This window comes from Nocardia brasiliensis IFM 10847, assembly GCF_000710915.1.
GTDB lineage: Bacteria > Actinomycetota > Actinomycetes > Mycobacteriales > Mycobacteriaceae > Nocardia > Nocardia brasiliensis_A.
In genome coordinates this window covers 60530-84113 of sequence record NZ_BAUA01000175.1, presented here as the reverse complement: position 1 = coordinate 84113, position 23584 = coordinate 60530, and the positions used below count along the sequence as shown (strand labels likewise).

Sequence of the window (23584 nt, the reverse complement as noted above, 5' to 3'; positions counted from 1 at the left end):
CCGGACACGCGATCATCCTGTTCGGTACGGTCGCGCTGCTATGGCCGTATCTACGCGGCCGCGCCAGGGTGGCCATGGTGGCGATCGCGGTCGTCGCCGCACTGGCACGGATCTATCTGGGGGCGCACGCACCACTCGATGTGATCGGCGGCGCGGGAGCCGGTCTCGCCGTGGGCGGATTGATCGACATCGTGCTCGACGTCGCGCCGAGACGCCGCGAACGATAGGCCGATCGGCCTCGCTGTGCGAGCCGAAGGCCCCTGGTCGACGGGTGTTGCGGCTTGCGACAGTTCAACGCACCGACGAAAGACGAGAAGATGACGGCCGAAGCAGTACAGGCACGCACCGCACAATCCCCGAGCGAGACCTATCCGCGCGTCACGCAACGCCATCTGGGAGATGCCGTTCGGGTCGCGCTCGGGGTTGCTGCACTTGGTATTTCGGCCCTGGTCGCACGACACACCGAAGTGCCCGCGCTCGAGGTCGACCTGTTCCGGGTGATCAATGATCTTCCCTCCTGGGTGATGCCGATCCTGTTCGTCGTCATGCAGTTGGGCACTATCGGCGCGGTCGGGGCGGTCGCCGTCGCGGCGCTGTGCACGCGGCGGGTCAGGCTGGCGCGCGACCTCGCCGCCGCCGGAACCCTGGCGTACCTGCTTGCGATCGAGATCAAGTCCCTGATCGGCCGGGCACGTCCGGATGTGCTGCTCGACGAACTGAACCTGCGCACACAGCAGGGTGGTCTCGGTTTCGTGTCCGGGCACGCCGCCGTCGCGGCCGCGTTGGCCGCCGCGGCCTCGCCCTGGTTGCCGCGACCGTGGCGACGGATCGTCTGGGCGCTCGCCGGGGTGGTCGCGATGTCGCGCGTCTTCGTCGGAGCCCACCTCGTACTCGATGTCTTCGGCGGCGCGGCCCTCGGCTGGACTGTGGCCGCGGCCCTGCACTTGCTCTGGGGCGCACCGGTGCACCGCACGGAGGCGCCCGCCCTGCACCGTGCCTTGGCGGCCGCCGGGCTACGACCGCTGCAGGTCGCTCCCGTGACACTGGACGCGCGCGGCTCGCGCCCGTTCCTGGTGAGTACAGCGAACGGCGCCGGCGACCTGTTCGTCAAAGTCATCGGCTACCACGAGCGCAACTCCGACGTGCTGTTCAAATTGTTCCGGCACTTGGTGTTCCGCGAGATCGAGGACGAAACTCCTTTCACAACACCGAAACAGGAAGCCGAGCACGAGGCCTTCATCGCATTGCTCGCGCAGCGAGCCGGTGTGCGCACGCCGACGGTCGTGTCGGTCGGTGTTACCCCCGACGGCGAAGGGTGGCTCGCCGAAACACGCATTCCCGGAAGGAATTTCGCACGAGCGGTCCCTGAGCCGGTCACTGACGAGCTGCTTTCCGATATCTGGTGCCAGCTCGCGCTGTTGCGGGCCGCCCGCATCGCCCACCGCGATCTACGGCTGGCCAACATACTCATCGATGAACGCGGCACACCGTGGATCGTCGACTTCGGCTTCGGTGAATCCGGCGCCTCGGACCGTCGGCTCGCCGCCGATGTCGCCGAACTCCTCGTATCGATGAGCCTGAAGGTCGGGGCCACCCGCGCGGTGGAAACCGCTCGTAGTGTCCTCGGCTCCGCCGCGTTGGCCGAAGCGGCACCGCTGCTTCAGCCGCTCGCTTTGGCGACCGCTACCCGTAGCGCCGTCCGGCACCGTCGCGGTCTGCTCGTGGAGCTGCGCGCGGCCGTCGCCGATGCGACCGAAACCACCCCCGCGCCACCGGAGGTGCTGCTGCGGTTCCGCTGGCGCACTCTCGGATGGATCGCCGCCACAATATTCGCGACCTACGTGCTGTTGCCACAGATCGGACAGCTCGGGCAGACGATGCGCACCATCGACGAGGCGCAATGGCAGTGGCTGGCGGGCGCGCTGGCAATGTCGGCCACGTCGTACGCGGCGGCGGCACTGGCTCTGCTGGGCGCCAGCCCGCAGCCACTCGCGTTCGGTCGAACGATGAATGTGCAGTTGGCAACGTCTTTCGCGAATCGCCTGATGCCCTATGGTCTCGGGGGTACCGCGGTCAACGAGCGATATCTGGAGCGCTGCGGTCTGAGCAGGGCTACCGCCGTCGCGGCCGTTGCCCTCACGATCGCGTCCGGCGTGGTCCTACACCTCATCGAATTGGCCGCCGTCGGCGTGTGGTTGGGCCAGACCCGACTACTGCTCACCGCCGCCCTGCCGTCCGCGTGGACGTTGCTGATCGCCTTTGTCGCGGTGATGACCGTTCTCGGCATCGCGGTCGCGGTGCTGCTGCGCCGACCCCGTCTACTCGCCGACGTGCGTACCGCGGCACGCGGCATGGCCGACATCCTGCGCGAGCCGCGGCGCGCCGTCCTGCTCGTCGGCGGGCAGGTCACCGTCAACATCGCCTATATAGCGGCGCTTGGTTTCGCCGTGCACGCCTTCGGGGGGCAGGCGTCGGCGGCCTTGGTCGCGGCAGTCTTTCTCGGCGGCTCCGCGCTGGGTGCGGCGAGTCCCACACCGGCCGGTCTGGGGGTCGTCGAAGCGGCGCTGGTCGCGGGCTTGATGGTCGGTGGTGTCGCGGGTCCACCGGCCGTCGCGGGTGTGCTCGCCTACCGGCTGGCGACCTTCTGGTTGCCGGCGGCAGCGGGTTTCATCTCCTTCAAATCTCTGCGCCGCCAACGGTTTCTCTGAGGGACGTTGGTCCCGTGGAGCCGGGTACGTAGGCTCTGACCCGCGCGAGCACTGACAGGCAGGCTGACACCATGCATCCGTCGACCCACGCGCCAACTACTGCTCGGTGCGGTCTGTCCGAGGCGGAGGTCGCCACCCGACGGCACCAGGACGGACCGAACACCCTACCCGCACCGCCACGCCCCAATCCGGTCGTGCTCCTGCTGGCGCAACTGACCCACTTTTTCGCCCTGATGCTCTGGGTCGCAGCCGGTTTGGCATTGCTGGCCGGTATGCCTGCGCTGGCCGTGGCCATCGCAGTGGTGGTCGTGCTGAACGGTGTCTTCGCCTTCGCACAGGAGTACCGCGCCGATCGTGCGGCCGAGCGCCTACGTGATCTGCTCCCGGTGCGGACTCGGGTGCGCCGGGACGGGCGGGTACGTCTGGTGGAATCGATGGATCTGGTGGTCGGCGACCTCGTGGTGCTGGAGGCCGGCGACCGGGTCTGCGCCGACGCCGAAATACTCGACGCCCAACGGCTCGATGTCGACGAATCGATGCTGACCGGGGAAAGCAAGCCGGTGTCCCGATCAGCTGGACAGGTCGTGCTGGCCGGCACGTATGTCGTTGCCGGCCGGGGCGAGGCTCGGGTGACCGCGACGGGCGGTACGACCAGACTGGCGGGTCTCGCCGCGGTCACCGCACGGGCGGTGCGGCCGCCGAGCCCGCTCACCCGGCAACTGCACCGGGTGGTGCGCGTGGTCGCGATGATCGCCGTGGCGGTCGGCGTGCTCTCCTTCGGGGTGTTCGCGATGCTCGGACAGGACACCACCGAGAGCTTGCTCTTCGCGATCGGGGTCACCGTGGCGCTGGTACCCGAAGGATTGCTGCCGACGGTGACGCTGTCACTCGCCCGCGCGGCGCAGCGGATGGCAGGTGCGCAGGCGCTGGTACGCAGGCTGGAATCGGTCGAGACGCTCGGCGCGACGACGTTCATCTGCACGGACAAGACCGGAACGCTGACCCGCAACGAGATGCAGGCCGTCGAGGTGTGGACACCCCAGGGCACTGCCACGGCCCGAGGTGCGGGCTACGACCCGGAAGGCACGTTGATCGGTCCGAAAGCCGCGATCGCCGCCGCGCGCCGCGCCGCGGACTCGGCGGCGCGGTGTTCACCGGATGCCCACGCCCACCGGCACGGGGGCCGATGGCTTCCGGTGGGCGACCCGATGGAAGTCGCCGTGCATGTGCTGGCCGCACGCGCCGGTGTACGCCCAGCGCCACCCGCGGTGGCCCGAGAGCCCTTCGACACCCACACCCGTCGCGCGTCGGTCATCGACGCCGACGGCCTGCACATCACGGGAGCCGCGGAAGCGGTGTTCGCGCTCTGCGACCCCGCCGATGGCGCGGTCGCCGCCGCGAGCGAAGAGGTCGACCGCATGGCCGCACGCGGGCTGCGGGTGATCGCCGCCGCGGTGGCTGCCGACCCGGATCAGCCCGCGCGATTGCTCGGACTGATCGCGCTCGAGGACCCACCCCGGCCCGATGTCGCCGACGCGATCACCGCTTGCCGACGCGCCGGCATCAAAGTCGCCATGATCACCGGCGATCACCCCGGCACCGCCGCGGCCGTCGCCGCCGAGGTCGATCTGCTCGGGGACGACCGAATCGTGGTGGAAGGCAAAGACCTTCCGGCAGATGACGCCGCTCTCGCGGCGCTGCTCGACCGCGACGGCGTCGTCGTGGCCAGAGTCGCGCCGGAACAGAAGTTGCGGATCGCGGTGGCACTGCAGCGGCACGGACATGTGGTCGCCATGACCGGCGACGGTGTCAACGACGGGCCGGCGCTGCGTTCGGCCGATATCGGCATCGCCATGGGGGCATCGGGTACCGATGTCGCCCGCGAAGCAGCAGACCTGGTGCTACTGGACGACCACTTCGGCACCATCGTCGCGGCGGTACAGCTCGGCCGCGCGACATTCGCGAATATCCGCCGGTTCCTCACCTACCACCTGACCGACAATGTCGCAGAGCTCGCCCCATTCGCGGTGTGGGCCGCATCCGGTGGCGCGATACCGTTGGGATTCACCGTGTTACAGGTACTCGCCCTCGATATCGGCACAGATATGCTGCCCGCCCTCGCGCTCGGTGTCGAACCGCCGAACCCCCGCACCATGACCGGGCCCGCCCGCACCGGCACCCTGATGGACGCGAAACTGCTGCGGCGGGTCTTCGGCGTGCTCGGCCCGGCCGAGGCAGGCGTCGGCATGATCGCCTTCCTGCTCGTTCTCGGGGCCGGCGACTGGCGCCCCGGCGTCCCGGCTGACCCCGGGCTGGTCGCGACGGCGTCCGGCACGCTGTTCACCGCAGTTGTCCTCGGGCAGTTGACCAACGCTTTCGCCTGCCGCAGCGAAACGCGCTGGGTCGGGGCCCGCGGCTGGCGGGGAAATCCATTGCTGCTGTTGGCGATAGCGGCCGAACTGGTGCTGTTGGTCGCGTTCCTCTGGCTGCCACCGTTACCGGGCCTGCTGGGCGGAGCTCCGCCGAACTGGCTCGGTTGGGCGGCCGCTGCCCTGGCGATTCCCGCGCTCGTGCTCGCCGACACCGCGCACAAGGCGGTGCGCGCCCGCCGCCACCGCCGACCGCGACCGCACTGAGGTCGTTGGTCCCTACAGGCCGGGTAACACGGCTCTGACCTGGAGATGTGCCGGTGAGCCACGCTGTGGGCATGGAAACGAAACCCATCAGAATCGCGGTCATCTACGCGACCGCCCAAGGATCCACGCGCGATATCGCGGAGTTCATCGCCGCCGACCTCACCGATCGCGGCGCCGAGGTCGAGCTCAGTGACGTCGAGCACGCACCCGAGCTGACCCGCTTCGACGGCGTCGTTCTGGGCAGCGCCGTGCACAACATGGCCCTGCTGCCCGAATTGGAGTCGTTTGTGCGCAACCATCGCGACGAACTACGCAAGTCCGATGTGTGGATGTTCAGCGTCGGACTCGGCCCCGCGTTGCGTGGACCGATCGGTCGACGCCTGGGCGCCATCGTGCCGAAAAAGATTGCCGCCCTGTGTGAAACGGTCAGCCCGTGGGACTACCGCCCCTTCGCCGGACACTACGAACGCGCCGGGATCTCACTGCGAGCGCGACTGCTCTATCGCCTCATGGGCGGAGGCCGGTACGGGGACCTGCGTAACTGGCACACGATTCGCACCTGGTCGACGATGATCGCCCAATCGCTGGGCTTGCCGAACGCCAACGCGACAACTGTTCGCCCCTGACCACCGCGGCCGCCGAACACCTAACCGTCCCCAGGCCCAATGGCGCACCTGGACGGGACCTTCGGCAGTAGTGATCGACCGACGCCGCGAGAGACGCTGAACACCAATCAGATACCGAGATCGGAGCCGAAATGGGCGACTATGTGGCCGGATTCGACGAGCTGCGGCTCGCCGACGCGGACAAGGCCGGAGGTAAAGGCGCGAACCTGGGTGAGTTGGTGGCCGCAGCGCTGCCGGTGCCACCCGGTTTCGTCATTCTGCGCTCGTGCTATGACGAGGTGATCACCGAGGGGCAGCACGGAGTCGAACTGGACCGGCTGCACACCGAGGCCCTCGAATCCGTCGACGACACCGCACGCGTCGCCCAATTGTGCCGTCGCATGCGCGAACTCGTACACGAGGCGACGATCGATGGCGCGGTGCGCGATGCCGTCCTGTCCGCTTACCACCTCCTCGGCGAGAAGGTCGCGGTGGCGGTTCGCTCCTCCGCCATCGGCGAGGACGGCGCCACGTCGTCGTTCGCCGGAATGAACGTCTCCCGTACCAACGTACGCGGTGACGACAAGCTGCTGGCGACCGTCATCGATTGCTGGGCTTCGCTGTTCAGTCCCCGGGTAGTGACCTATCGGGCCAGGCGGGGGATGCACCAGCGGCCCGTGATGGCCGTCGTGGTGCAGCGCATGGTCGCCGCCCGGCAGTCCGGTGTCGCGTTCACCGCAGACCCCGCCACCGGCCGCCGCGACCGGGTCGTCATCGACGCCGCGCGCGGCCAGGGCGAGGTGGTGGTGTCCGGTGCGACCGAACCGGACACGTATCTGTTCGACTCCGCCGGGCCCACGTTGTTGGAAAGCCGCAGGGGCCACCAAACTTTCGAGATCGTCGCCGGACCAGACGGCGATCGGCAGATCGACCTGACGGGGACCGACGCGCCGGTGCTGAACGACGCGCAGGCGAGCGCGGTCGCGCGGCTCGCGCTCGCCGTCCAGCACCATCACGGCGGCACACCGCAGGACGTCGAGTGGACCTTCGACGACGACACCCTCTGGCTCGTGCAGGCGCGCCCGATCACGATGCTGCCCGACAGCCCCCAGCAGCAGCCCATCGCGGGACCGATCCCGCTGCCCGTCCTCGTCCGCGGCCTCGCCGCCGCGCCGGGCACGGCCACCGGTGTGGTTCGTGTCTTGTCCTCGCCCGCACAAGGTCAGTCACTGCGCGACGGTGAAGTGCTGGTGGCACCGATGACCAACCCCGATTGGCTGCCCACCCTCACTCGCGCCGCGGCGATCGTCACCGACAGCGGCGGCATGACCTGCCACGCGGCGATCGTCGCGCGCGAGCTCGGTGTGCCCTGCATCGTGGGCGCCCGTACCGCGACCACGGCGCTCGGCAACGGCCTTGTGGTCACCGTCGACGGATCCGCAGGGGAGGTTCGCGCGGGCAAACCGGCGTCGAGCATCGGCGCGGTTGCGGCCCAGCCGGTCCGCGCCGCTGCCACGGAGGCCACAGCAACCCGAATCTATGTCAACCTCGCTCTGCCCGACGCTGCCGAGAAGGTGGCGAAGACCGACGTCGACGGAGTCGGGTTGCTGCGCGCCGAAACCTTGCTCACCACCGCACTCGGTGGCAGACACCCGCGTGAGCTCGTCGCGCGCGGTGAGGAGCAGCATTTCATCGACCGCATGGCCGAATCACTGCACCGAATCACCGCCGCCTTCCAGCCACGGCCAGTCGTCTACCGCGCAACCGACTTGCGCAGCAACGAGTTCCGGGCGCTCACCGGCGGCAGCCGTTACGAGCCGATCGAGCACAACCCGATGATCGGATATCGAGGCTGCTACCGCTACATCCGCGAGCCCGAACTCTTCGCACTGGAACTCGCCGCCCTCGCCCGGGTCCGCGAACAAACTCCGAACCTGCACTTGATGATTCCGTTCGTGCGCACCCGTTGGGAGCTGGAAGCCTGCCTCGAACTGGTCGACGCCAGTCCCCTGGGCAAGCACCGCGGGCTGCACCGCTGGGTGATGGCCGAAGTGCCGTCGGTCGTGCACTGGCTGCCCGAATATGTCGGACTCGGTATCGACGGCGTCTCGATCGGCAGCAACGACCTGACCCAGCTCATGCTCGGCGTGGATCGTGACTCCGAGCAGTGCGCCGAACTCTTCGACGAATCCGATCCGGCGGTCCTCGACGCCATCGCCCGCATCGTCACCACTGCCCGCCGCCTCGGCATCACCTCGTCCCTGTGCGGCCAAGCTCCGTCGAACCACCCAGAGTTCGCCGAACACTTGGTACGAATGGGGATTACGTCGATCTCGGTGACCCCGGACGCCGCCCCGGCGGCCCGCCGCACCGTCGCCGCCGCCGAACGACGGCTGCTGCTCGATCGCGCTCTCGCCGATGCGCGGTTCGCTTCCACCCCACCAGCACCTGCCAATTGATCGAGGAAATGCTATGAGCAAGAACCCTTCTCGCGCGCCATATCACAGCAAGCCGGGCGAGAGTCTCGCCGACACCTATAACCTTCCCGGGATCGCATTGTTCCTTTGCGGAATCGTCGGCACAGCCGGCACCCTCACCGCCGCCGGTTACGGATTCACCGGTTGGGTTGCCCTCGGATCCAGCGCGACCGCCCTGTGTTTCGGCATCAGCGTGACGCTGTTCCTGCTCGAACACGAACGACTGCGCCGGCTTGCCGAACGCCACGCTGTGCAGCCGCCGACCGCAGAGCACTGATCAGTGGGTCATCTGCGCTTGTACAGCGTCATCGGCAGCAGGTCGACATGCAACGTCGCGCTGCCGGTGTACGCGTCGGTGCCGAAAACCACTCGCGCAGAGGGAATACCGAACGCGGAGAGATCGATTCGAAAAGCGTACGCATCCTTGTCGTCGTCGGGATGCAGGGGCAGGCCACGCAGGAGGGCTGGGATCGGGGTGCGGATTCGCAAGAGTGGTCTACCGCTGCGGATTCGAACCTCGGCGCCAGCACCCACCATCATCCGGGCGCGTGCGTCGGTGAGCGCGCCGCGCATGTGATAGGAACCGCAGATCTGCGACCAGATCGCCGGCTCGTGCGGGATGTCGGTACGAACGGTGGCGGGCGCGACGCCGAGCTCGTCTCCGAGCAGCGCCGACGTTTCGGCAGGCAGCCACAACGTCGCTTGATGCGCGCCGTTGGTGAAGGCGAGCACGCCGACACGAGCATCCGGTGCGAACCAGATCTGGGAGTTGAACCCCGGCAGAATTCCTTGATGCTCGAATACCGTGTGCGTACCGAGTTCGCCGCGGAAGAACGCCAATCCCATTCCTGGCAAACGCGGATCGGGCTGGTACTGCGGTGCGAACATTTGTGCCAGCGTTGCCGGTTCGAGAACCGACCCATGGTCGTTCGCGCCGCCGCCCGTCAGCGCCGAGAGGTATCGCGCCATATCACGCACCGTCGAGTAGGCCGAGGACGCGGCAGCGGTCACCATCGCCCGATCTGTGACGGCCCGCGCACCACGGGATCGGAAAGTGTATCCGGTTGCTTGTCGACCCCGGTCGATTCGGGACGGTTCGAGGTCGGTCTCGGCCATGCCGAGCGGTCGGAAGATACGCTCGCGCAGATACTGCGCCAACGGCATACCACTGACATCCTCGACGATCTGGCCGACGGTGGCGAAGCCGTGATCGGTATAGATCCACCGCGTCCCGGGTTCGGCGCTGGTGCGCAATGCTCCCCGGTAGTACTCGCTCAACGTCGGCACCGGTCGCCCCGATGGCACGCTCTCACCGAAGTCGGGACGCAATAGTTGTGCAGGGCGAACGATCTCGCTCACGCCGGAGGTGTGCGTGAGCAGATGCCGCAGCGTGGCGTGCCCGAACTCCGGGCGGGCGGGAACCAACCGATACGCGCGCAGATAGGCATTCGCGGGCGCGTCGAGGTCTACCAGCCCACGCTCCCAGAGTTGCATGGCGGCGATTGCGGTAAAGGTCTTGGTGATCGACGCGATACGGAAGACCGTGTGCTCGGTGATCGGCCGCTGGGATTCGAGATCGGCAGCTCCGTGGCCGACGAAAGATGACAATCTTCCGTCGCGCACGACCGCAGCGGCGAAACCCACGGCGGGCCGCCGATTCAGCACTTCGGCGATACGGTGCGTCAATCCTGCGCTGCTCGTACCGGATGATCGGATTTCGTGTTCGCCGGACATAGCGCCTCCGTGTCCCTCGTCGGAGCGTCCACTCCGCGATGCTCAGGAAATAGCTTGCAACAGAAGGCGACTCGCCTGATGGAGCACATCGGCGGGTATTCGAAGGACTTTGGTCCCAACTGGTCCGCGCGGGATCGCCGGTCCCGCGCTACCGGACCGGCGATCTCCGCTGGTGGTGTGTCAGCGTTGGCGGACGACGATCATCGGGGCCTCGACCGAATGCAGCAGTGCGTTACTGGTCGAGCCGAGCAGCATGCTCGCGAAGCCGCCTCGACCGTGGCTGCCGACCACGACCAGTTGAGCGTTGGCGGACTCGTCCAGCAATGAGCGAACCGGACGATCTGCCTTGACGATTCGGCGCACGGCTACATCGGGGTAACGCTCGGCGTAGCCGGCGAGGCTCTCGGCGAGGATGGCCTCGGCCGAATCCTGTGCGCCGTCCCAGCCCGCGACCGGCAGGTCCAGACTGCTGACGTCGCTCCAGGCGTGCAGAGCGGTGAGACCGACCTTGCGCTGGGACGCTTCCTCGAACGCGAGCTCCAGGGCGGGCACACTGTTGGCGGTGCCGTCCACACCGACGAGCACCGGCAGGGTCGCCGACACCGCATCGATGGCCGAGATCTGGTGGATCACCGCGACAGGGCAGTGGGCGTGATGGGTTGTTGCCGTGCTGACCGATCCGAGCAACCCACGCTGGAACGCGCCCATGCCGCGGCTGCCGACCACCAGCATCGACGCGTGCGCGGACCGTTCGATCAGCATCGGGATCACCAGTTCGAACGACACCTCCGTGGTGATCGAGGGCTGTTCACCCGGTGCGGCGGTGCGTGCGATGCGCTTGGCCTCGTGCAGGATTCGTTCGCCGTCGCGGCGCAGCCATTCCAGGTCGGTTTCGCCCAACGACATACCGGGCCCGTAGCCGGTTCGAATCGCCATCGAGGTCACCAGATGGAGCCGACGATGATGCAACGTCGCTTCGACAGCCGCCCATGCGGCGGCCTGGTACGAGCTCGCCGAGCCGTCGACCGCGGCGATGATCTGATCGGATCGTGTTGCCGACGAAACGTTTTCGGTAGTCATGGATTCCAGCCTCTCGAGTTTTCAGTGCTGCCGGTGGTGCGAGTCGCTCGGTTTCTGAGCGGAGGCGGGGCGCAGCACGGCCAGACGGCGCAGATATTCCGTCTCGTCCAGCTCGCCGCTGGCGAAACGTTCGGCCAGCAACGCCTCCGGCGCCAGCCGCACGGGCCCTTGCGATTTCGGCTCCGAGGCGATCTCGCCCCGGCTGAGCGCCATGATCGCGACGACAACGGCGACCCACAGCGGTAATGCGAACACGATCATGAGCGCGAACATCCACCAGTGCGGAGCGTCGCCATACCAATACATCATCTTGTCAGTCCTTACTTATCGGGCGGCTGAGTTGCCGCCACTCGTCGGCCCATCGGGCATTGCGGTGCCGATTCAGCACCCATTCGGTGCCACGAACCAGGCACCACCCACACAGCCAGGTGCCGACGAGAACGACGACACCCACACCGATCCCGGTCAGGACGGCGGCTACGGCTTCCGGTGGCTCGGTGGTCGGCGAACCGTCCGCGCCGAGCCAGATCGTCACCAGGTCACCGAATTGCCGTCCGCGCGGCACCGGTACGACGGCAGTACCCGGATGTTCTGCGTCCATCCACTGAACGCGGGCCTGGTACTCGTACGCCGCGGTCTTGGTGGGGTTCTCCGTAAGTACCGCGCTGACACTGTGTTTCGTGGCTCGCTCGAGGTCGATCCGTGCGGCACTCTCGGTGTAGGCCGACGTGCCGAGCGCACCCGCCACCGGCACCGCCACCAGCACAGCCAGTGCCGCGATGAGCCGTACCGCACCCGCACAGCGATCCGATGCGCGCAGCAGGGGATTGGGACTCCACGGTTGGGTCGACCACCAGCGAATCAGTCGAATCCACGACGCGTGGATCGGGATGATCGTGTGCTCGGACATCGCCGTTCACCTCGCCTCAGGTCTTGTGTCGGCTTCCAGCATCCCGCGCGGACCGGCACGCTGGCAGAGAACAAGGTCCCCTGGTCAGCGGCCGAGATACCCGTCTTACGGATCCCTTCGGCAACGCGCGGCCGAAAGTCCCTTCGGGCATGTCGGTTCGGCACTATTCGCGCAACCCGACGGCTGCCTAGCGTCGATACCGCACGCCAATTCCCCAGCCGGACAGGCGAACATCGAGGAGCAGGTCATGGCGTATCAGATCTCGGTCGACCATTCGGCCCCGTACACCGTCCTCGAACTGCGCCGCACGGTGCGCACCGACCAGGCCGGCGAAGACATCGGCAGCGGAATGGACGCGCTCTACGGGCTCGCCGCGGCCAATGGTCTCACCCCGATCGGACCACCGACCACCACCTATATCGGGGAATTCCGGCCCGGCACCGAGACCGAGGTCGACTTCGGATTGCCGGTTTCCCCGAATCCCGTCGGCGGCGCCAACGAGGAAATGACGCTGCGCCAGACCGAGCCTCAGATGTTCGCGCGCCTCACGCATCGCGGTTCCTACCACCTGATCGGCGACGCGTACAACGCGCTCTACGAGTGGCTGCGTGGCTCGTCGTACCAGCAGGCCGGGCCGCCCACCGAGGTGTATCTGGTCGCGCCGGACGAAGCACTCGACCCACGCGACCTGCTCACCGAGATCCGCCTTCCCATCGCCCCCGCCGAACTCACCGTGCGAGTCTCGGTGCCGTTCACCCGGGCCGTATCGATGGTTCGCGACGCACTCGCCACGCAGGGTTTCGGCGTGCTTACCGAAATCGACGTCCGTGCAACACTTCTCGCCAAACTCGGCACCGACATGGAGGACTATCTCATCCTCGGCGCGTGCAACCCGAACCTCGCACACCAGGCGCTCGAGATAGACCGCCAGGTCGGAAAGCTGCTGCCCTGCAACGTGGTGGTGCGCGCCGAGGACGGGACCGTTGTCGTCGAAGCAATGGACCCCGACCTGCTGCTGCGCGCGGACAACCAGCCAGGGCTGCGCGCGATCGCGCACGACGCGAGGTCACGTCTGGCTGCAGCGCTCACCGCTGTTGCGCACAAGGCGGGGTAGGAGCCGAGCGGGGTAGGAGCCGAGCTGGTCCAGATACCCCAGGCGGCGCAGTCGTGAGCCGAAGGCCTGGGGCTGGGATCTCAGCGCTCACGGCGCATGACGATCCCCGGCCTCGGGAGCCGGGGATCGGAAGACATTCAGCCGATGGGAGCGTCGAATGGGTCCAGAACGTCCTCGACGGCTCGGCGCGGGGTCATCGGCAGTGGTGCCGCGCTGGTAGGAATCCAGCCGATGCGGACGATCGCCTGCGGATAGGAAGTGTCGTCGAGGACACCGCGCCGAACATCGTGGCGCAATTCGGCGATCTCGAGCGGTTCGGTGAGCACGCAGGTGGCCAGGCCGACGTTGGTTGCGGTCAGCAACACCGCGCTCAGCGCCTCCCCCGCCTGCAGGCGGGACATCCGGTCATCTCCGGACGTACCGACCACCAGCAGTTCCGCGAAATCCGGCTCGCGCGCGGTGTCGCTCAGCTGGGGGGCGACAAACGTCCGTGCGGGCAACTCGTCCTCGCTGCGCGGCGCAGGGGTATTGCGAGCCGGCACGCCGTCTGCCGCGCTGTGCCGACCGCTCCAATTCGCCAGCTCGAATCGATACTCGGAGTCCATCGCGTGCCGGACCGCGGCCGCGCGCGTAGCCGCGATCAGGTGCTCTCGCGAGCGATCGCCTGCCTTGCGCAGCACCGCACCGAGCGCAGCCGCGCGTTCCGCGGCAAGTCCGAGATATCCGGGTGGGATCTCCCACGACGTGTAATGCCGACGATCGGTCTGCCGATGTGAAATGGCCGCGCTCAGTTCGATTTCCGCCGGCATGGGCCGGTGCCGCAGCAGCTCGATCGAGGCCAGGTGATTCGGATCCGCCGGGTTGGGCAGCCGATGCACCACCGCCGACCAACCCAGCGCCGCAAAGGCAACCCGCAGATGATGCAGTGCCGCACCACAACTGATCACCATGTCCCGTTGATCGGGATCGGTGGCGGGCAGTGCCCGCGTAGGATCGAGATACAGGTGCACCGACCGGCTGCCGATCCGCCAGCGCCACGGTTGGGAGTTGTGCACCGACGGCGCCCGCACCGCGAGCGCCAGTGCTGTCTTGACGGTGTTGTCGTCGGGCAGTCCGTGGTCCATGTCGTTACCTCCAGGTCGTTTCCGTCTACCGTCCCACCGGCGCGGGGTGCCGGATAAGGGCACGATGGCCTCGGCCCGAATCGAAAGGCCCTCGAACTCAGGGACCTTCGTACGCCGCTGCGGTGCGTTGCCGGTCGACCCGTTCGGTACGCACGTCGGCGACCAATGCTTCGACCGTGGCGACTTCGAAGACCTCGGTACCGGGCCGCAGTACGGTCGCCGCGGCTGCGGCGACGCCGTATTCGCAGGCGTTCCGGCAGTCCGCGCCCGCGGCGAGTCGATAGGTGAACGCCGCGACCAGACTGTCGCCCGCGCAAGCATCGCTGCGCCGCGGCGACCCTGATACCGGGGCGGAAATCCTATGGTGTGAAGCGCTGTTCGAGTACACAGCACCCAATGCCGCCACGGTCGAAATCGCGTTGCCGGTGGCCGCGATATCCAGAAGCAGATCGTTGGCCGCCTGCGCATCCTCGAAAGATGTTATCGGCCGGCCGAGCAGTCCCGCCGCCTCGCGGCGGTCGAGTCGAATAGCGAATGCGCTCTCCCCCAGCACCTCTCGCAATTGCGCCCCCGCTATGTCGAGCACCACCCGAGTGACGGACGCGTCGACGCCGTGCACAATCCGAGCGCAGAAGTCATCCGGCATACCCGGCGGAACGCTTCCGGTCAGCACCAGGTAGGGGAACTTGTGCGCCGTGGTGATGATCGCGTCCAGGCAACGGCGTTGCTCGACCGCGGACAACGCCACGCCCGGCGGCACCAGATGATAGCTGTGCCACACTTCAGTCTCCGCGACGACGACAGCTTCTCTCGTATCGGAACCGATCTCGATACCGCCGTGCGCGAGCCCCTCCTCGTCGAGCAAGCGGTTCAACCGCAGCCCCACCTCCCGGCCGAAGGTGTGCCACGCGAACGCGGAGCCACCCAGCCTGCTGACACAGCGCGCGACATTCAAGCCACCGCCGCCGGCCTGCACAGACCGCACCGCGACGCGATTCTTTCCTTCGTCACGCAACCGATCCACCTCGAAACTGATGTCCACAGCGGGGTTCAAGGTCACCGTGAGAATCGGCAGCGACGTCGGCATCAGTCCTCCTGGGCACGGGGTCGGCCTACCCAGCGTCTCGCGCCCGAGCGCGATGAGCACAGTGCCGAAAGGCCTCGGTCCGAATCCACTGGGTTCGCCAGGGGGAGGCACTTTCGGCTCGTCGATCGAGGACCAACGCCACCAGTGCGGGCTGCGCACCCGTCCATACCGTTGGGATACCCGAACGGTCGATATCCGGCGGCCACATGAACCGAAGACGCCATCCTCGCCGCACGTTTCACGAGGTGGTCGGAGAAGTATCCGGACGTCACCGTCACACCTGAGGTATCCCCCGGCGCGCCCGGCGGAGATACTGCTCGATCGGTCGAAAATCAGCACAGCTCGTCGTGGTGGTGGGCAGTCGAGGCCGAGGCGGTTTCACCGGGCCGGTTCTCGGCTCCGCCAGTAACTACCTCGTGCAACACACCCACTGCCCGTCGTGGTCGCCCGCCAACCGTGGCCAGCGCAGATCAGCGAAACTATGAAATACCCTGCTGCCGATTATATTTCGGTAGACATTCACCATCGGTGAGTGCGCCTCCGAAGATCGCCGCACGGGCCCACGCAGAGCGGGCCGTGCCGACGCCGGACAACCAGCGCAAACGCAGTCGCAACCCGACCGTATGGCGCTGGATGCACCCGACTGATCCGGGCAGTACGCGGACGTTGTGGATCGCACTGCCCAGCACCGCGTTCTCGAACAGGCTGGGTCCGGTGCCCGGTCGATGTGCTGGACGCCAACGTGTAATTGATTGTCCCGCATGCCTTTGTGCCGTTAACCCGACGATTTGAGCGGCCGACCCCGCCGCGGCGGCATAAACGATGAGCACCGTCGACACCGTTGAGGCCCCGGCGGCCGCTCGCACTCGCCGAGCGCCGACGGCCCGGACCCGATCGCGATCTACCGACCGTGGCAGTCGTGCGGCGGACTCGAATGTCGCCGCGGTCGACATGTCCGAGCGTTGCGCAACTGTCGGGTAATGCGACACATTCGACCAGAACGCACCCATTTCCGGGGCGGGTAATCGTACTCTGGATCTGTTGGGAGAGGTGGGTGATGGCTAGACGACACCGACCATTCAGCCCGCCGTGGCGGGCCGCATCCGAAGCCGGGCGAGCACACCCGGCTGAATATTCTACCTCCGCACCGAGTTCTGCGCCGTCGATGACAACATCCTATGACGTCCAACGCTTCAGGGTTGCGATCGTCGGCTCGATCGAGTGGGGCCATTTCGGCGACCCTATATACAGCATCACACGGATACGCCCAAATGCGTTCTCCCGGTTGATAACTCACGAGTGCGCGTTCTACACTGATAGCCATGCGAATTCGATTCGGCCAGCACCGTTTCGAGCACGTGATCCGCCGGTGCGGATCGGAACAACGATTACGCAGTGATACACGCGAATTCGTTGATCAAGTGAACGCAACTTTACGAAAAGGTATGTGGCTCATTGAACTTTGACGGGCGATCACTGCGGCTCCCCCTCCCGATTCCGGCGGTATCCACGTAGCTGCGCGGTAACGCGGGCCCTGGAGCGTCGGAGCTCGGCAGCGATGGCTCGGGTATGCCCGACGGTGGACGATCGACCGCTGGGATCGGATGAAGTAGGAGGCGGTAATGGTCACGCAAATGCTCCGGGAGAGCACATCGCTAGCGGGTCTTCTTCGACACGGCGACAGAGAGTTCCATCGACAACTGCAGCAGGTGCTGAGCAACCCGGACTTCGCCGTCACGGAGCGGCAGAGCCAGGAACAGCGGCGCCAGAACGCCTACGATCAGCTCCGGGATCTGGTCAAAGGGATCGGCAGCACCCGTGCCGTCGCCACCGACCTGCCCGAGCTCTTCGCGGTTTTCGATTGGTCCGCGGTACTGGCGACCGACTTGATTCCGCTGATCTCCGGCCATTACAACCTGGCGTCGGGCAGCCTGGCCACCCTGACCGATTCCGATTCCGCCGCCCCGTATCTGCGGGACCTGGACGACGCGTCGAGCATCGGTGTGATGTTGCTGACCGAGTACGGGTGCGGCTCCAATATCGGTTTCATGCAAACCACCGCACGGTGGGACAACGACGGATTCGTGCTCGACACCCCGAACCCGCGCGCACGAAAGTTCATGCCCAGCGTCGGCATTCCGGTCGCCCGGGTCTGCGTCATCGGGGCGCGGTTCATCGACGCGGCAGGTGTCGATCAGGGCGTACACCTGTTCGCCGCGCGACTACGAGACGCGAACGGCGAGCCGTGCGCGGGCGTGCGGATCACCCAGCTCGACCATCAGCCACTGGTCATCATGGACAACTCGGTCATCAGTTTCGATGGCCTGCGAGTCGAGCGCAGCGCCTGGTTGAGCAATGACCTGGCTACCATCGATGAGCAAGGCGTGCTGACCTGGCGCGATCAGACGAGCAGACGTCGGGCATTCGCTTCGGCGATCAGCCAGCTGACGGTCGGACGGTTGGCACTGTCGTCCTGCCTGAACGCCACGGCACGCGCGGCGCTGTACATCGCACTCCGTTACGCCGCTAAACGAGTAGTGCCCTTGACGCCGGTCGACAACCCGTTGATGGTCGATATTCCGCACGTGCGCGACACCCTGCTCACCGATTTGGCCGGCACCGTCGCCCGGACCGTCTACGGCAACGCGATCAAGACCTCCCTTGCCGGTAGCGATCTCACCGATCGCGACACGGTGGTGTCGGTCATGCTGGCCAAGCACTTCATCCAGTTGCATGCCTTGGAGACGGTCACCCACTGTCGCATCAAGATGGGCGCGCAGGGCATGTTCAGTGCCAATCGCGTCGCCGACTACCTCGGCGTCTGTCACGCCGCCATCACCGGCGAAGGCGACTGCCACGTCCTGGGTTCCGTCGCCGGTCGGGTGCTGGCGAAGGAACTGGCCGGTACTTTGCCCCCGGTAGTGCGGGTGCACGATCCCGAGGATGCCGAGGACCGCCTGCGGCTGCTCAGTGCACGCACTTTGACGATCGCGCAAGAGGCACAGCAGCATCTGGCGTCACCGGCTCTCGCCGACCGACTAGCGGTCATTCCCGAGGCGCTCGACCTCGCCGAGGCGTACTGTACCGAAGCGGCGTTGCGACTGCTCCACGACCATGCCGAGCTTCCTGAAATAGCCGCGGTGCGCGATGTTTTCGCGCTACATCACCTGCTGGACCAGGCCACGTGGTATCTCACCCACGGCCTGCTCGATATCGCCGCGGTCGAGGCCACGAGGAAACAGCTCCGGCTGGCCATCGATGATCTCGCCGACCAGCTGCCCGCAGTGCTGGACGCGTTCGAGCTCGACGACGGGATTCTCGGCGCGCCCGCACTGTCGGAGGATCTGCCCGCCGCGTGGGACGCGCGCTGCGAACAGCGCTGATCCCGGCCCTGCGGGGCAATCGATGCGGCCGCGGCGCCCCGCTCGGGCTACGCGGCCGCATCCGCGTGCCAGGTATGCCCGAATCCGCAGCGCAGTCGCAATCTTGTTGACAGCTAACAAGATTGCGATTTATTTCCTGGCCCGTCGCGGGTACGATGCTGGCGAAACCGATACCAAGGAGACGTCAGTGCATCCGCAGCACACGCTTCAGGGCTCTACCACCGTCTCGACCCCGTCGATCGAGTTCACCGGTCCTCGAATCGCGATCTGCAGCGAAGAATTTGCCGCCGATCCGCACCGGTTCTACCGCCAGATGCGGGAGAACTACGGTTCCTTGGTCCCGGTGGAGATGTGGCCAGGGGTGCCGGCAACCCTGGTTGTCAAATACCGCACCGCCGTGCGAATCCTCAACGACTCCGAGCATTTTCCCGCCGACCCGAGCATCTGGCAGAAAACGGTGCCGGCCGATATCCCGATCATGCCGATGATCGAATACCGGCCCAACGCGATCCGCACCAGCGGCGCGGAGCACACGCGCTACCGCACTGCTCTGAACGACGCGTTGGCTGGAATGGACCTCAACTTCCTGCGCTCCATTGTGGAAAGGTCCGCCGTACCGATCATCAACACGTTCTGCCGTGACGGGAACGCCGACGTACTGAGTCAATACGTCCTCCCGCTGGTCTTTTCGGTCTTCTGCGAGGTGCTCGGCTGTCCCCCGGACATCGGCGAGCGAGTCGCCAAGGCCAGCGCGGCGATGTTCGACGGCGTGGACACCGAAACGGTGAACGCGATCATGGGCGCCGCGTTGCTCGACCTCACCGCGTTGAAGCGGGCGCACCCGGCCGACGACGTCACCACGAGACTGGTCCAGCATTCCGCCGAATTGTCCGACGAGGAGATGGTGCATCAGTTGGTCCTGCTGTTCGCGGCCGGTGTCGAACCGCCGCTGAACCTCGTAGCCAACACGCTGCTGCTGATGCTGACCGATTCCCGGTTCACCACCGTCGACAACGGCTGCCCGCTCTCGACCAGGACCGCGCTCGACGAGCGGCTGGCCACCGACCCGCCGATGGCGAACTACTGCATCACCTATCCCCGCCAGCCGATCATCATCGAGGGCGTCTGGCTGCCCGCGAATCAACCGGTCATCGTGAGCATGGCGGCCTGCAACACCGATCCGGAGATGAACACCGGAGAGTTTCTGGACAACGGCTGGAATCTGGCGTTCAGCACAGGTCCGCACGCCTGTCCCGCGCACGCTCGTCCGTACGGCATCCTGCTCGCGCAGGAGGTCATCGATCAACTCCTGGATGTGCTCCCGGAGTTGCAGCTCGCGGTCGCCCCAGAGGAGCTCGTGTGGCGGCCCGGCCCCTTCCATCGAGCATTGACCACGTTGCCGGTGGTGTTCCCGCCCACTGCGCCGTTGCCGGTGTGACAGCCGCCGCCGCGGAATGCTGAAACCCGTTGGCTGGAAACAGCTTTCGCGGGTAGATCGGATACGCTGAGCGGCCCGGCGGCGGCTCAGCGCATCCGCGTGATCGGTCTCAGCCGAGATTCAGCGGCGGCGACGGCGGAAACCGCACCGGAAGACGAGCCAGCGCGCGATGGAAACCGCCTGCCCGCCAATGTAATTCGGTGTCCGGAACGGCCAAGCTGACGTCCGGAAGCGCATCGAGCAACTGATCGAGCGCTTCCTGCACGATGACCATCGCCACCGACTGGGCCGGGCACGAATGCGCGCCCGCACCCCAGGACAGATGCGAACGGTTGCCCATCCGGTCACCATCGGCCGCGGCCGGGTCGGCATTACAGGCGGCCAGGCTGATGAGTACCGGTTGATCCACCGGCAGCCAGGTGTCGCCCACGATCTGCAGTTGACGCGGATAGCTGAAGCACGAATTCGCTACCGGCGGATCGGTGAAGAGCACCTCGTCGATCGCGTCCCGGATGGACAGGGCCCCGCCCAGCAGTTCGCCGCCGAACCGGTCATCGGTTGCCAGCAGCAGCACTGTGTTCGCGATCAAGTTCCAGGTCGGCTCGGTGCCGGTCACGTACAGCGTGGCGATCTGCTCGACCAACTCGTTCTCGTGCGCATAGGCGCCGTGCTGGACCAGCCACGATATGACGTCAGCGCTCGGCGCCACCCGCTTCGCGGCCACCGCTTCCGCGATCGCCGCTCGCACCATATTCTCGCTCGCCGCCACCGATACCGCGTCGGCGGCGTTGCGCAACGCGACCAGCGCGGAGAACGCTTTGCGGCCGCTCTCGGGCCCGAACCCCAGCACGTCGTGGACTATCTCGACGGTCAGCGGAATGGCGTACTCGGCGAGCAGGTCGGCCGAGCCGGCCTCGCAGAAGCTATCGATCAACTCCGCTGCGACGCGCTCGACCGCGACGCGCAGCGCATACAGATCGATCTGGTTCAGACAAGCCGTTGTGGTGCTGCGGTATTGCGCGTACTCCGCCTCACCGGTCTGCGGCGTGCCGGAGCGCCATCCCACGGTGGGCAAAACCGGACACACCCCGGTGCGACCGGACTCCCACGCCCGCGAGTCGGCCGGAAAATGCACCGGGTCGCCCAGCACCTGTAGTGCTTCCCGATAACCGATGATCAGCGTCGCGGGCACCCCCGGCGCCAGTTCCAATGGAACCAGTGAACCGTGATTGTCGCGCATGGCCGCGTACATGCTGTGTGGATCCGCCGCGAACTCCGGCGTGTGCAGCGTCACGCGCGAGGACGGTCGCTGGGCGGCGCCGCCGGCAGATCGGCTAGCAGGCAAGTACGCTCGGTCGTCGGTCGTGCGGCAGCGGATAAGGTGGCCATGACAAGCACTCCTCGGACAGTCTGAGTTGACGAGATTCACACAGCAGCGGGGTCTTACATGTCCGGAAGCCGTCCGTAAGCAAACCGGATCGACTGCCGGCGGCCGAATCGGAGATCGCAGAGAGCAGCGTCAGCACACAGGTAGCAAGCGAAACCGCACGAGTTCCGGAGAAAGACCCGAGCCGCGTGGCCGGCAAGACCGTGACACGTTGCGCCTCCCTGCTCGTGCGCCCATAGCTGACCGGCCCCGAGACAAACCGACCGGTACATCCAAATATGTTCGACTACAGCATGTTTCGATGAAGCGCGTTCGAGCATACTGATCTCGAGCAGCGTCCGCAGCCCGAACCGTAGGTCACGGCAAATCTCCGGCACCGGCAACTCGGGAAATTCACCGACCGCAGACGCGGTGTTCTACGCCGCCGCGGCCGCGCCCGCAAACCCCTACCGGGACCGCGCGCGAGCAACGACGGCAAGCGCCCAGATCCGGTCATCGTCGGGCGATCCACTGCAGACCGTTAGCGAGACGCCAGCCGGGCGTGACCGCCAGGCGATCATGACAGCTAGACTTGCTTCTACGTATACATATGCTTATAGTGAGTTCTCGATGACTGCTAAGAGTCGTCAAATACCTTCTGCTGCAAGGGAAATGAGCATGAGCAAAGCGCTCCACACGATCGCCGCACTACCGGTGGCGCGTCAGCCCGGCTGTCCGTTCGTTCCGCCGGCCGAGCTGATCGAGGCACGTCGACACGGCCCGATCAGCCACTACACCTTCCCCGGCGGAAAACCCGGCTGGCTGGTTACCGGATACGAGCTGGTCCGGTCGATCCTGTCCGACTCGCGATTCAGTTCGCGCAAGGAGCTCATGCTCCACCCGACTATCGACTACTCGGGCTTCGAGATCCCGCCGGCGGCGCCTGGTGAGTTCCTGCTCATGGACGAACCGCAGCACGGGCGCTACCGGAAACCGCTGGCGAGCAAGTTCACCGCACGGCGTATGCGTCTGCTCACCGAACGCGTCGAGCAGATCACCGCCGACCGGCTCGACGCCATGGAGACGGCCGGGCCGCCGACCGACCTGTTGGCGACGTTCGCCAGACCCATTCCCGCCGTCATGATCTGTGAACTGCTCGGGGTGCCCTACGAAGACAGGGGTTCCTTCCAGGACAACGTGGAGTCGTTCATGAGCGGGGAGATCAGCGACGAGGACCTGATGGCGGCGGTGACCGCGACCTACGGGTACCTCACCGAACTGGTCGCCGCCAAGCGCGCGAACCCCACTGACGACGTGCTCAGCGAGCTCACCCACACCGATCTGACCGATGAGGAACTGCGGGGCATGGCCCTGGTTCTGCTGGCGGCCGGCTTGGACACCACCGCGAACATGCTGGCACTGGGTACCTTCGCGCTCCTGCGTCACCCGGACCAGCTCGCCGCACTGCGCGCCGATCCTGGGCTCACCGACCAGGCGGTGGAGGAATTGCTGCGATATCTGAGCGTCGCCAAGACCTCCATGAGGACAGCGCTGGAAGACGTCGAGCTGGCCGGCCACACGATCAAGGCAGGGCAGGTGGTGATCGCGTCGTACCACACCGCCGATCACGACCCCGAGCGCTTCGCCGATCCCCACGCGTTCGATATCCACAGGCGCGCCGGCGCACACCTTGCCTTCGGCCACGGGGCCCACCACTGCCTGGGAGCGCAGCTCGCCCGCGTCGAAATGCGCGTCGCGTTCCCCGCCCTGATCAACAGATTCCCCACACTGCGCCTGGCCGTACCGGCCGACGAGGTCGCCCTGCGGCCGGAAACCGCGGACATCTTCGGAGTGAAGAGCCTCCCGGTCACCTGGGACGTGTGACCGCAGGACCCCGGCCACCGAACTAGGGAACCATACCG

18 protein-coding genes are annotated in these 23584 nt (G+C 66.6%); 11 read left to right on the top strand and 7 right to left on the bottom strand.

The window, feature by feature from the left end:
- From NBRGI_RS34525 to NBRGI_RS34500, 6 genes are all read left to right on the top strand, one after another.
- On the top strand, positions 1-227 hold a 227-nt coding region (locus NBRGI_RS34525), incomplete at its 5' end, for a phosphatase PAP2 family protein (protein WP_029901372.1).
- Between the two features lie 90 nt (positions 228-317).
- Entirely contained in the window at positions 318-2708 is a 2391-nt protein-coding gene (locus tag NBRGI_RS34520; RefSeq protein WP_029901371.1) for a flippase-like domain-containing protein, read from the top strand.
- A 71-nt stretch (positions 2709-2779) separates the two neighbouring features.
- Positions 2780-5344 (top strand): cation-translocating P-type ATPase, encoded by a 2565-nt coding sequence (locus NBRGI_RS34515; protein WP_029901370.1) that lies wholly within the window; start codon positions 2780-2782, stop codon positions 5342-5344.
- Between the two features lie 71 nt (positions 5345-5415).
- On the top strand, positions 5416-5970 hold the full coding sequence (locus NBRGI_RS34510) for a flavodoxin domain-containing protein (protein ID WP_029901369.1): 555 nt from the start codon (positions 5416-5418) through the stop codon (positions 5968-5970).
- A gap of 131 nt (positions 5971-6101) precedes the next feature.
- On the top strand, positions 6102-8408 hold the full coding sequence (gene ppsA, locus NBRGI_RS34505) for a phosphoenolpyruvate synthase (RefSeq protein ID WP_036561942.1): 2307 nt from the start codon (positions 6102-6104) through the stop codon (positions 8406-8408).
- A gap of 13 nt (positions 8409-8421) precedes the next feature.
- Positions 8422-8703, top strand: a complete 282-nt coding sequence (locus NBRGI_RS34500; protein ID WP_051728246.1) for a hypothetical protein — start codon at positions 8422-8424, stop codon at positions 8701-8703.
- Positions 8704-8711: 8 nt separating this feature from the next.
- Here the strand turns inward: NBRGI_RS34500 and NBRGI_RS34495 are convergent, their stop codons facing one another.
- The 4 genes from NBRGI_RS34495 to NBRGI_RS45665 all read right to left on the bottom strand — a co-directional run bounded on the left by NBRGI_RS34495 (position 8712) and on the right by NBRGI_RS45665 (position 12150).
- The gene (locus NBRGI_RS34495) at positions 8712-10112 is read right to left on the bottom strand and encodes a serine hydrolase domain-containing protein (protein ID WP_235211195.1); all 1401 of its coding nucleotides are present in this window, start codon (positions 10110-10112) and stop codon (positions 8712-8714) included.
- Positions 10113-10340: 228 nt separating this feature from the next.
- Entirely contained in the window at positions 10341-11240 is a 900-nt protein-coding gene (locus NBRGI_RS34490; RefSeq protein ID WP_029901365.1) for a universal stress protein, read from the bottom strand.
- Positions 11241-11261: 21 nt separating this feature from the next.
- Positions 11262-11549 (bottom strand): SHOCT domain-containing protein, encoded by a 288-nt coding sequence (locus NBRGI_RS34485; RefSeq protein WP_051728245.1) that lies wholly within the window; start codon positions 11547-11549, stop codon positions 11262-11264.
- Positions 11550-11553: 4 nt separating this feature from the next.
- Positions 11554-12150, bottom strand: coding sequence for an Rv1733c family protein (locus NBRGI_RS45665; protein WP_029901363.1), 597 nt, complete (start codon positions 12148-12150; stop codon positions 11554-11556).
- A 247-nt stretch (positions 12151-12397) separates the two neighbouring features.
- Here NBRGI_RS45665 and NBRGI_RS50005 point away from each other — a divergent pair, with 247 nt between their 5' ends.
- Positions 12398-13264, top strand: a complete 867-nt coding sequence (locus tag NBRGI_RS50005) for a DUF302 domain-containing protein (RefSeq protein ID WP_158439972.1) — start codon at positions 12398-12400, stop codon at positions 13262-13264.
- A 137-nt stretch (positions 13265-13401) separates the two neighbouring features.
- Here NBRGI_RS50005 and NBRGI_RS34470 read toward each other — a convergent pair whose 3' ends face one another.
- Together NBRGI_RS34470 and NBRGI_RS34465 are read right to left on the bottom strand one after the other, a co-directional pair.
- On the bottom strand, positions 13402-14388 hold the full coding sequence (locus tag NBRGI_RS34470; protein WP_029901361.1) for an Acg family FMN-binding oxidoreductase: 987 nt from the start codon (positions 14386-14388) through the stop codon (positions 13402-13404).
- Between the two features lie 97 nt (positions 14389-14485).
- A complete protein-coding gene (locus NBRGI_RS34465) occupies positions 14486-15475 on the bottom strand; it encodes a 1-phosphofructokinase family hexose kinase (protein WP_029901360.1) in 990 nt (329 codons plus the stop codon).
- Between the two features lie 347 nt (positions 15476-15822).
- Between NBRGI_RS34465 and NBRGI_RS46845 the strand changes: the two genes are divergently transcribed.
- The 3 genes from NBRGI_RS46845 (at position 15823) to NBRGI_RS34455 (ending at position 20296) form a co-directional block, all read left to right on the top strand.
- Complete coding sequence (locus NBRGI_RS46845; protein WP_370627896.1) at positions 15823-15960, top strand: universal stress protein; 138 nt, start codon at positions 15823-15825, stop codon at positions 15958-15960.
- Between the two features lie 1224 nt (positions 15961-17184).
- Entirely contained in the window at positions 17185-18858 is a 1674-nt protein-coding gene (locus NBRGI_RS34460) for an acyl-CoA dehydrogenase family protein (protein WP_029901359.1), read from the top strand.
- Positions 18859-19045: 187 nt separating this feature from the next.
- Positions 19046-20296, top strand: a complete 1251-nt coding sequence (locus tag NBRGI_RS34455; RefSeq protein WP_029901358.1) for a cytochrome P450 — start codon at positions 19046-19048, stop codon at positions 20294-20296.
- Positions 20297-20405: 109 nt separating this feature from the next.
- Here NBRGI_RS34455 and NBRGI_RS34450 read toward each other — a convergent pair whose 3' ends face one another.
- Positions 20406-21590: a cytochrome P450 gene (locus NBRGI_RS34450; protein ID WP_036561938.1), complete on the bottom strand. Its 1185-nt coding sequence runs from the start codon at positions 21588-21590 to the stop codon at positions 20406-20408.
- A gap of 750 nt (positions 21591-22340) precedes the next feature.
- Here NBRGI_RS34450 and NBRGI_RS34445 point away from each other — a divergent pair.
- Positions 22341-23546, top strand: coding sequence for a cytochrome P450 (locus NBRGI_RS34445; protein ID WP_029901356.1), 1206 nt, complete (start codon positions 22341-22343; stop codon positions 23544-23546).
- The last annotated feature ends 38 nt before the right edge of the window (positions 23547-23584 follow it).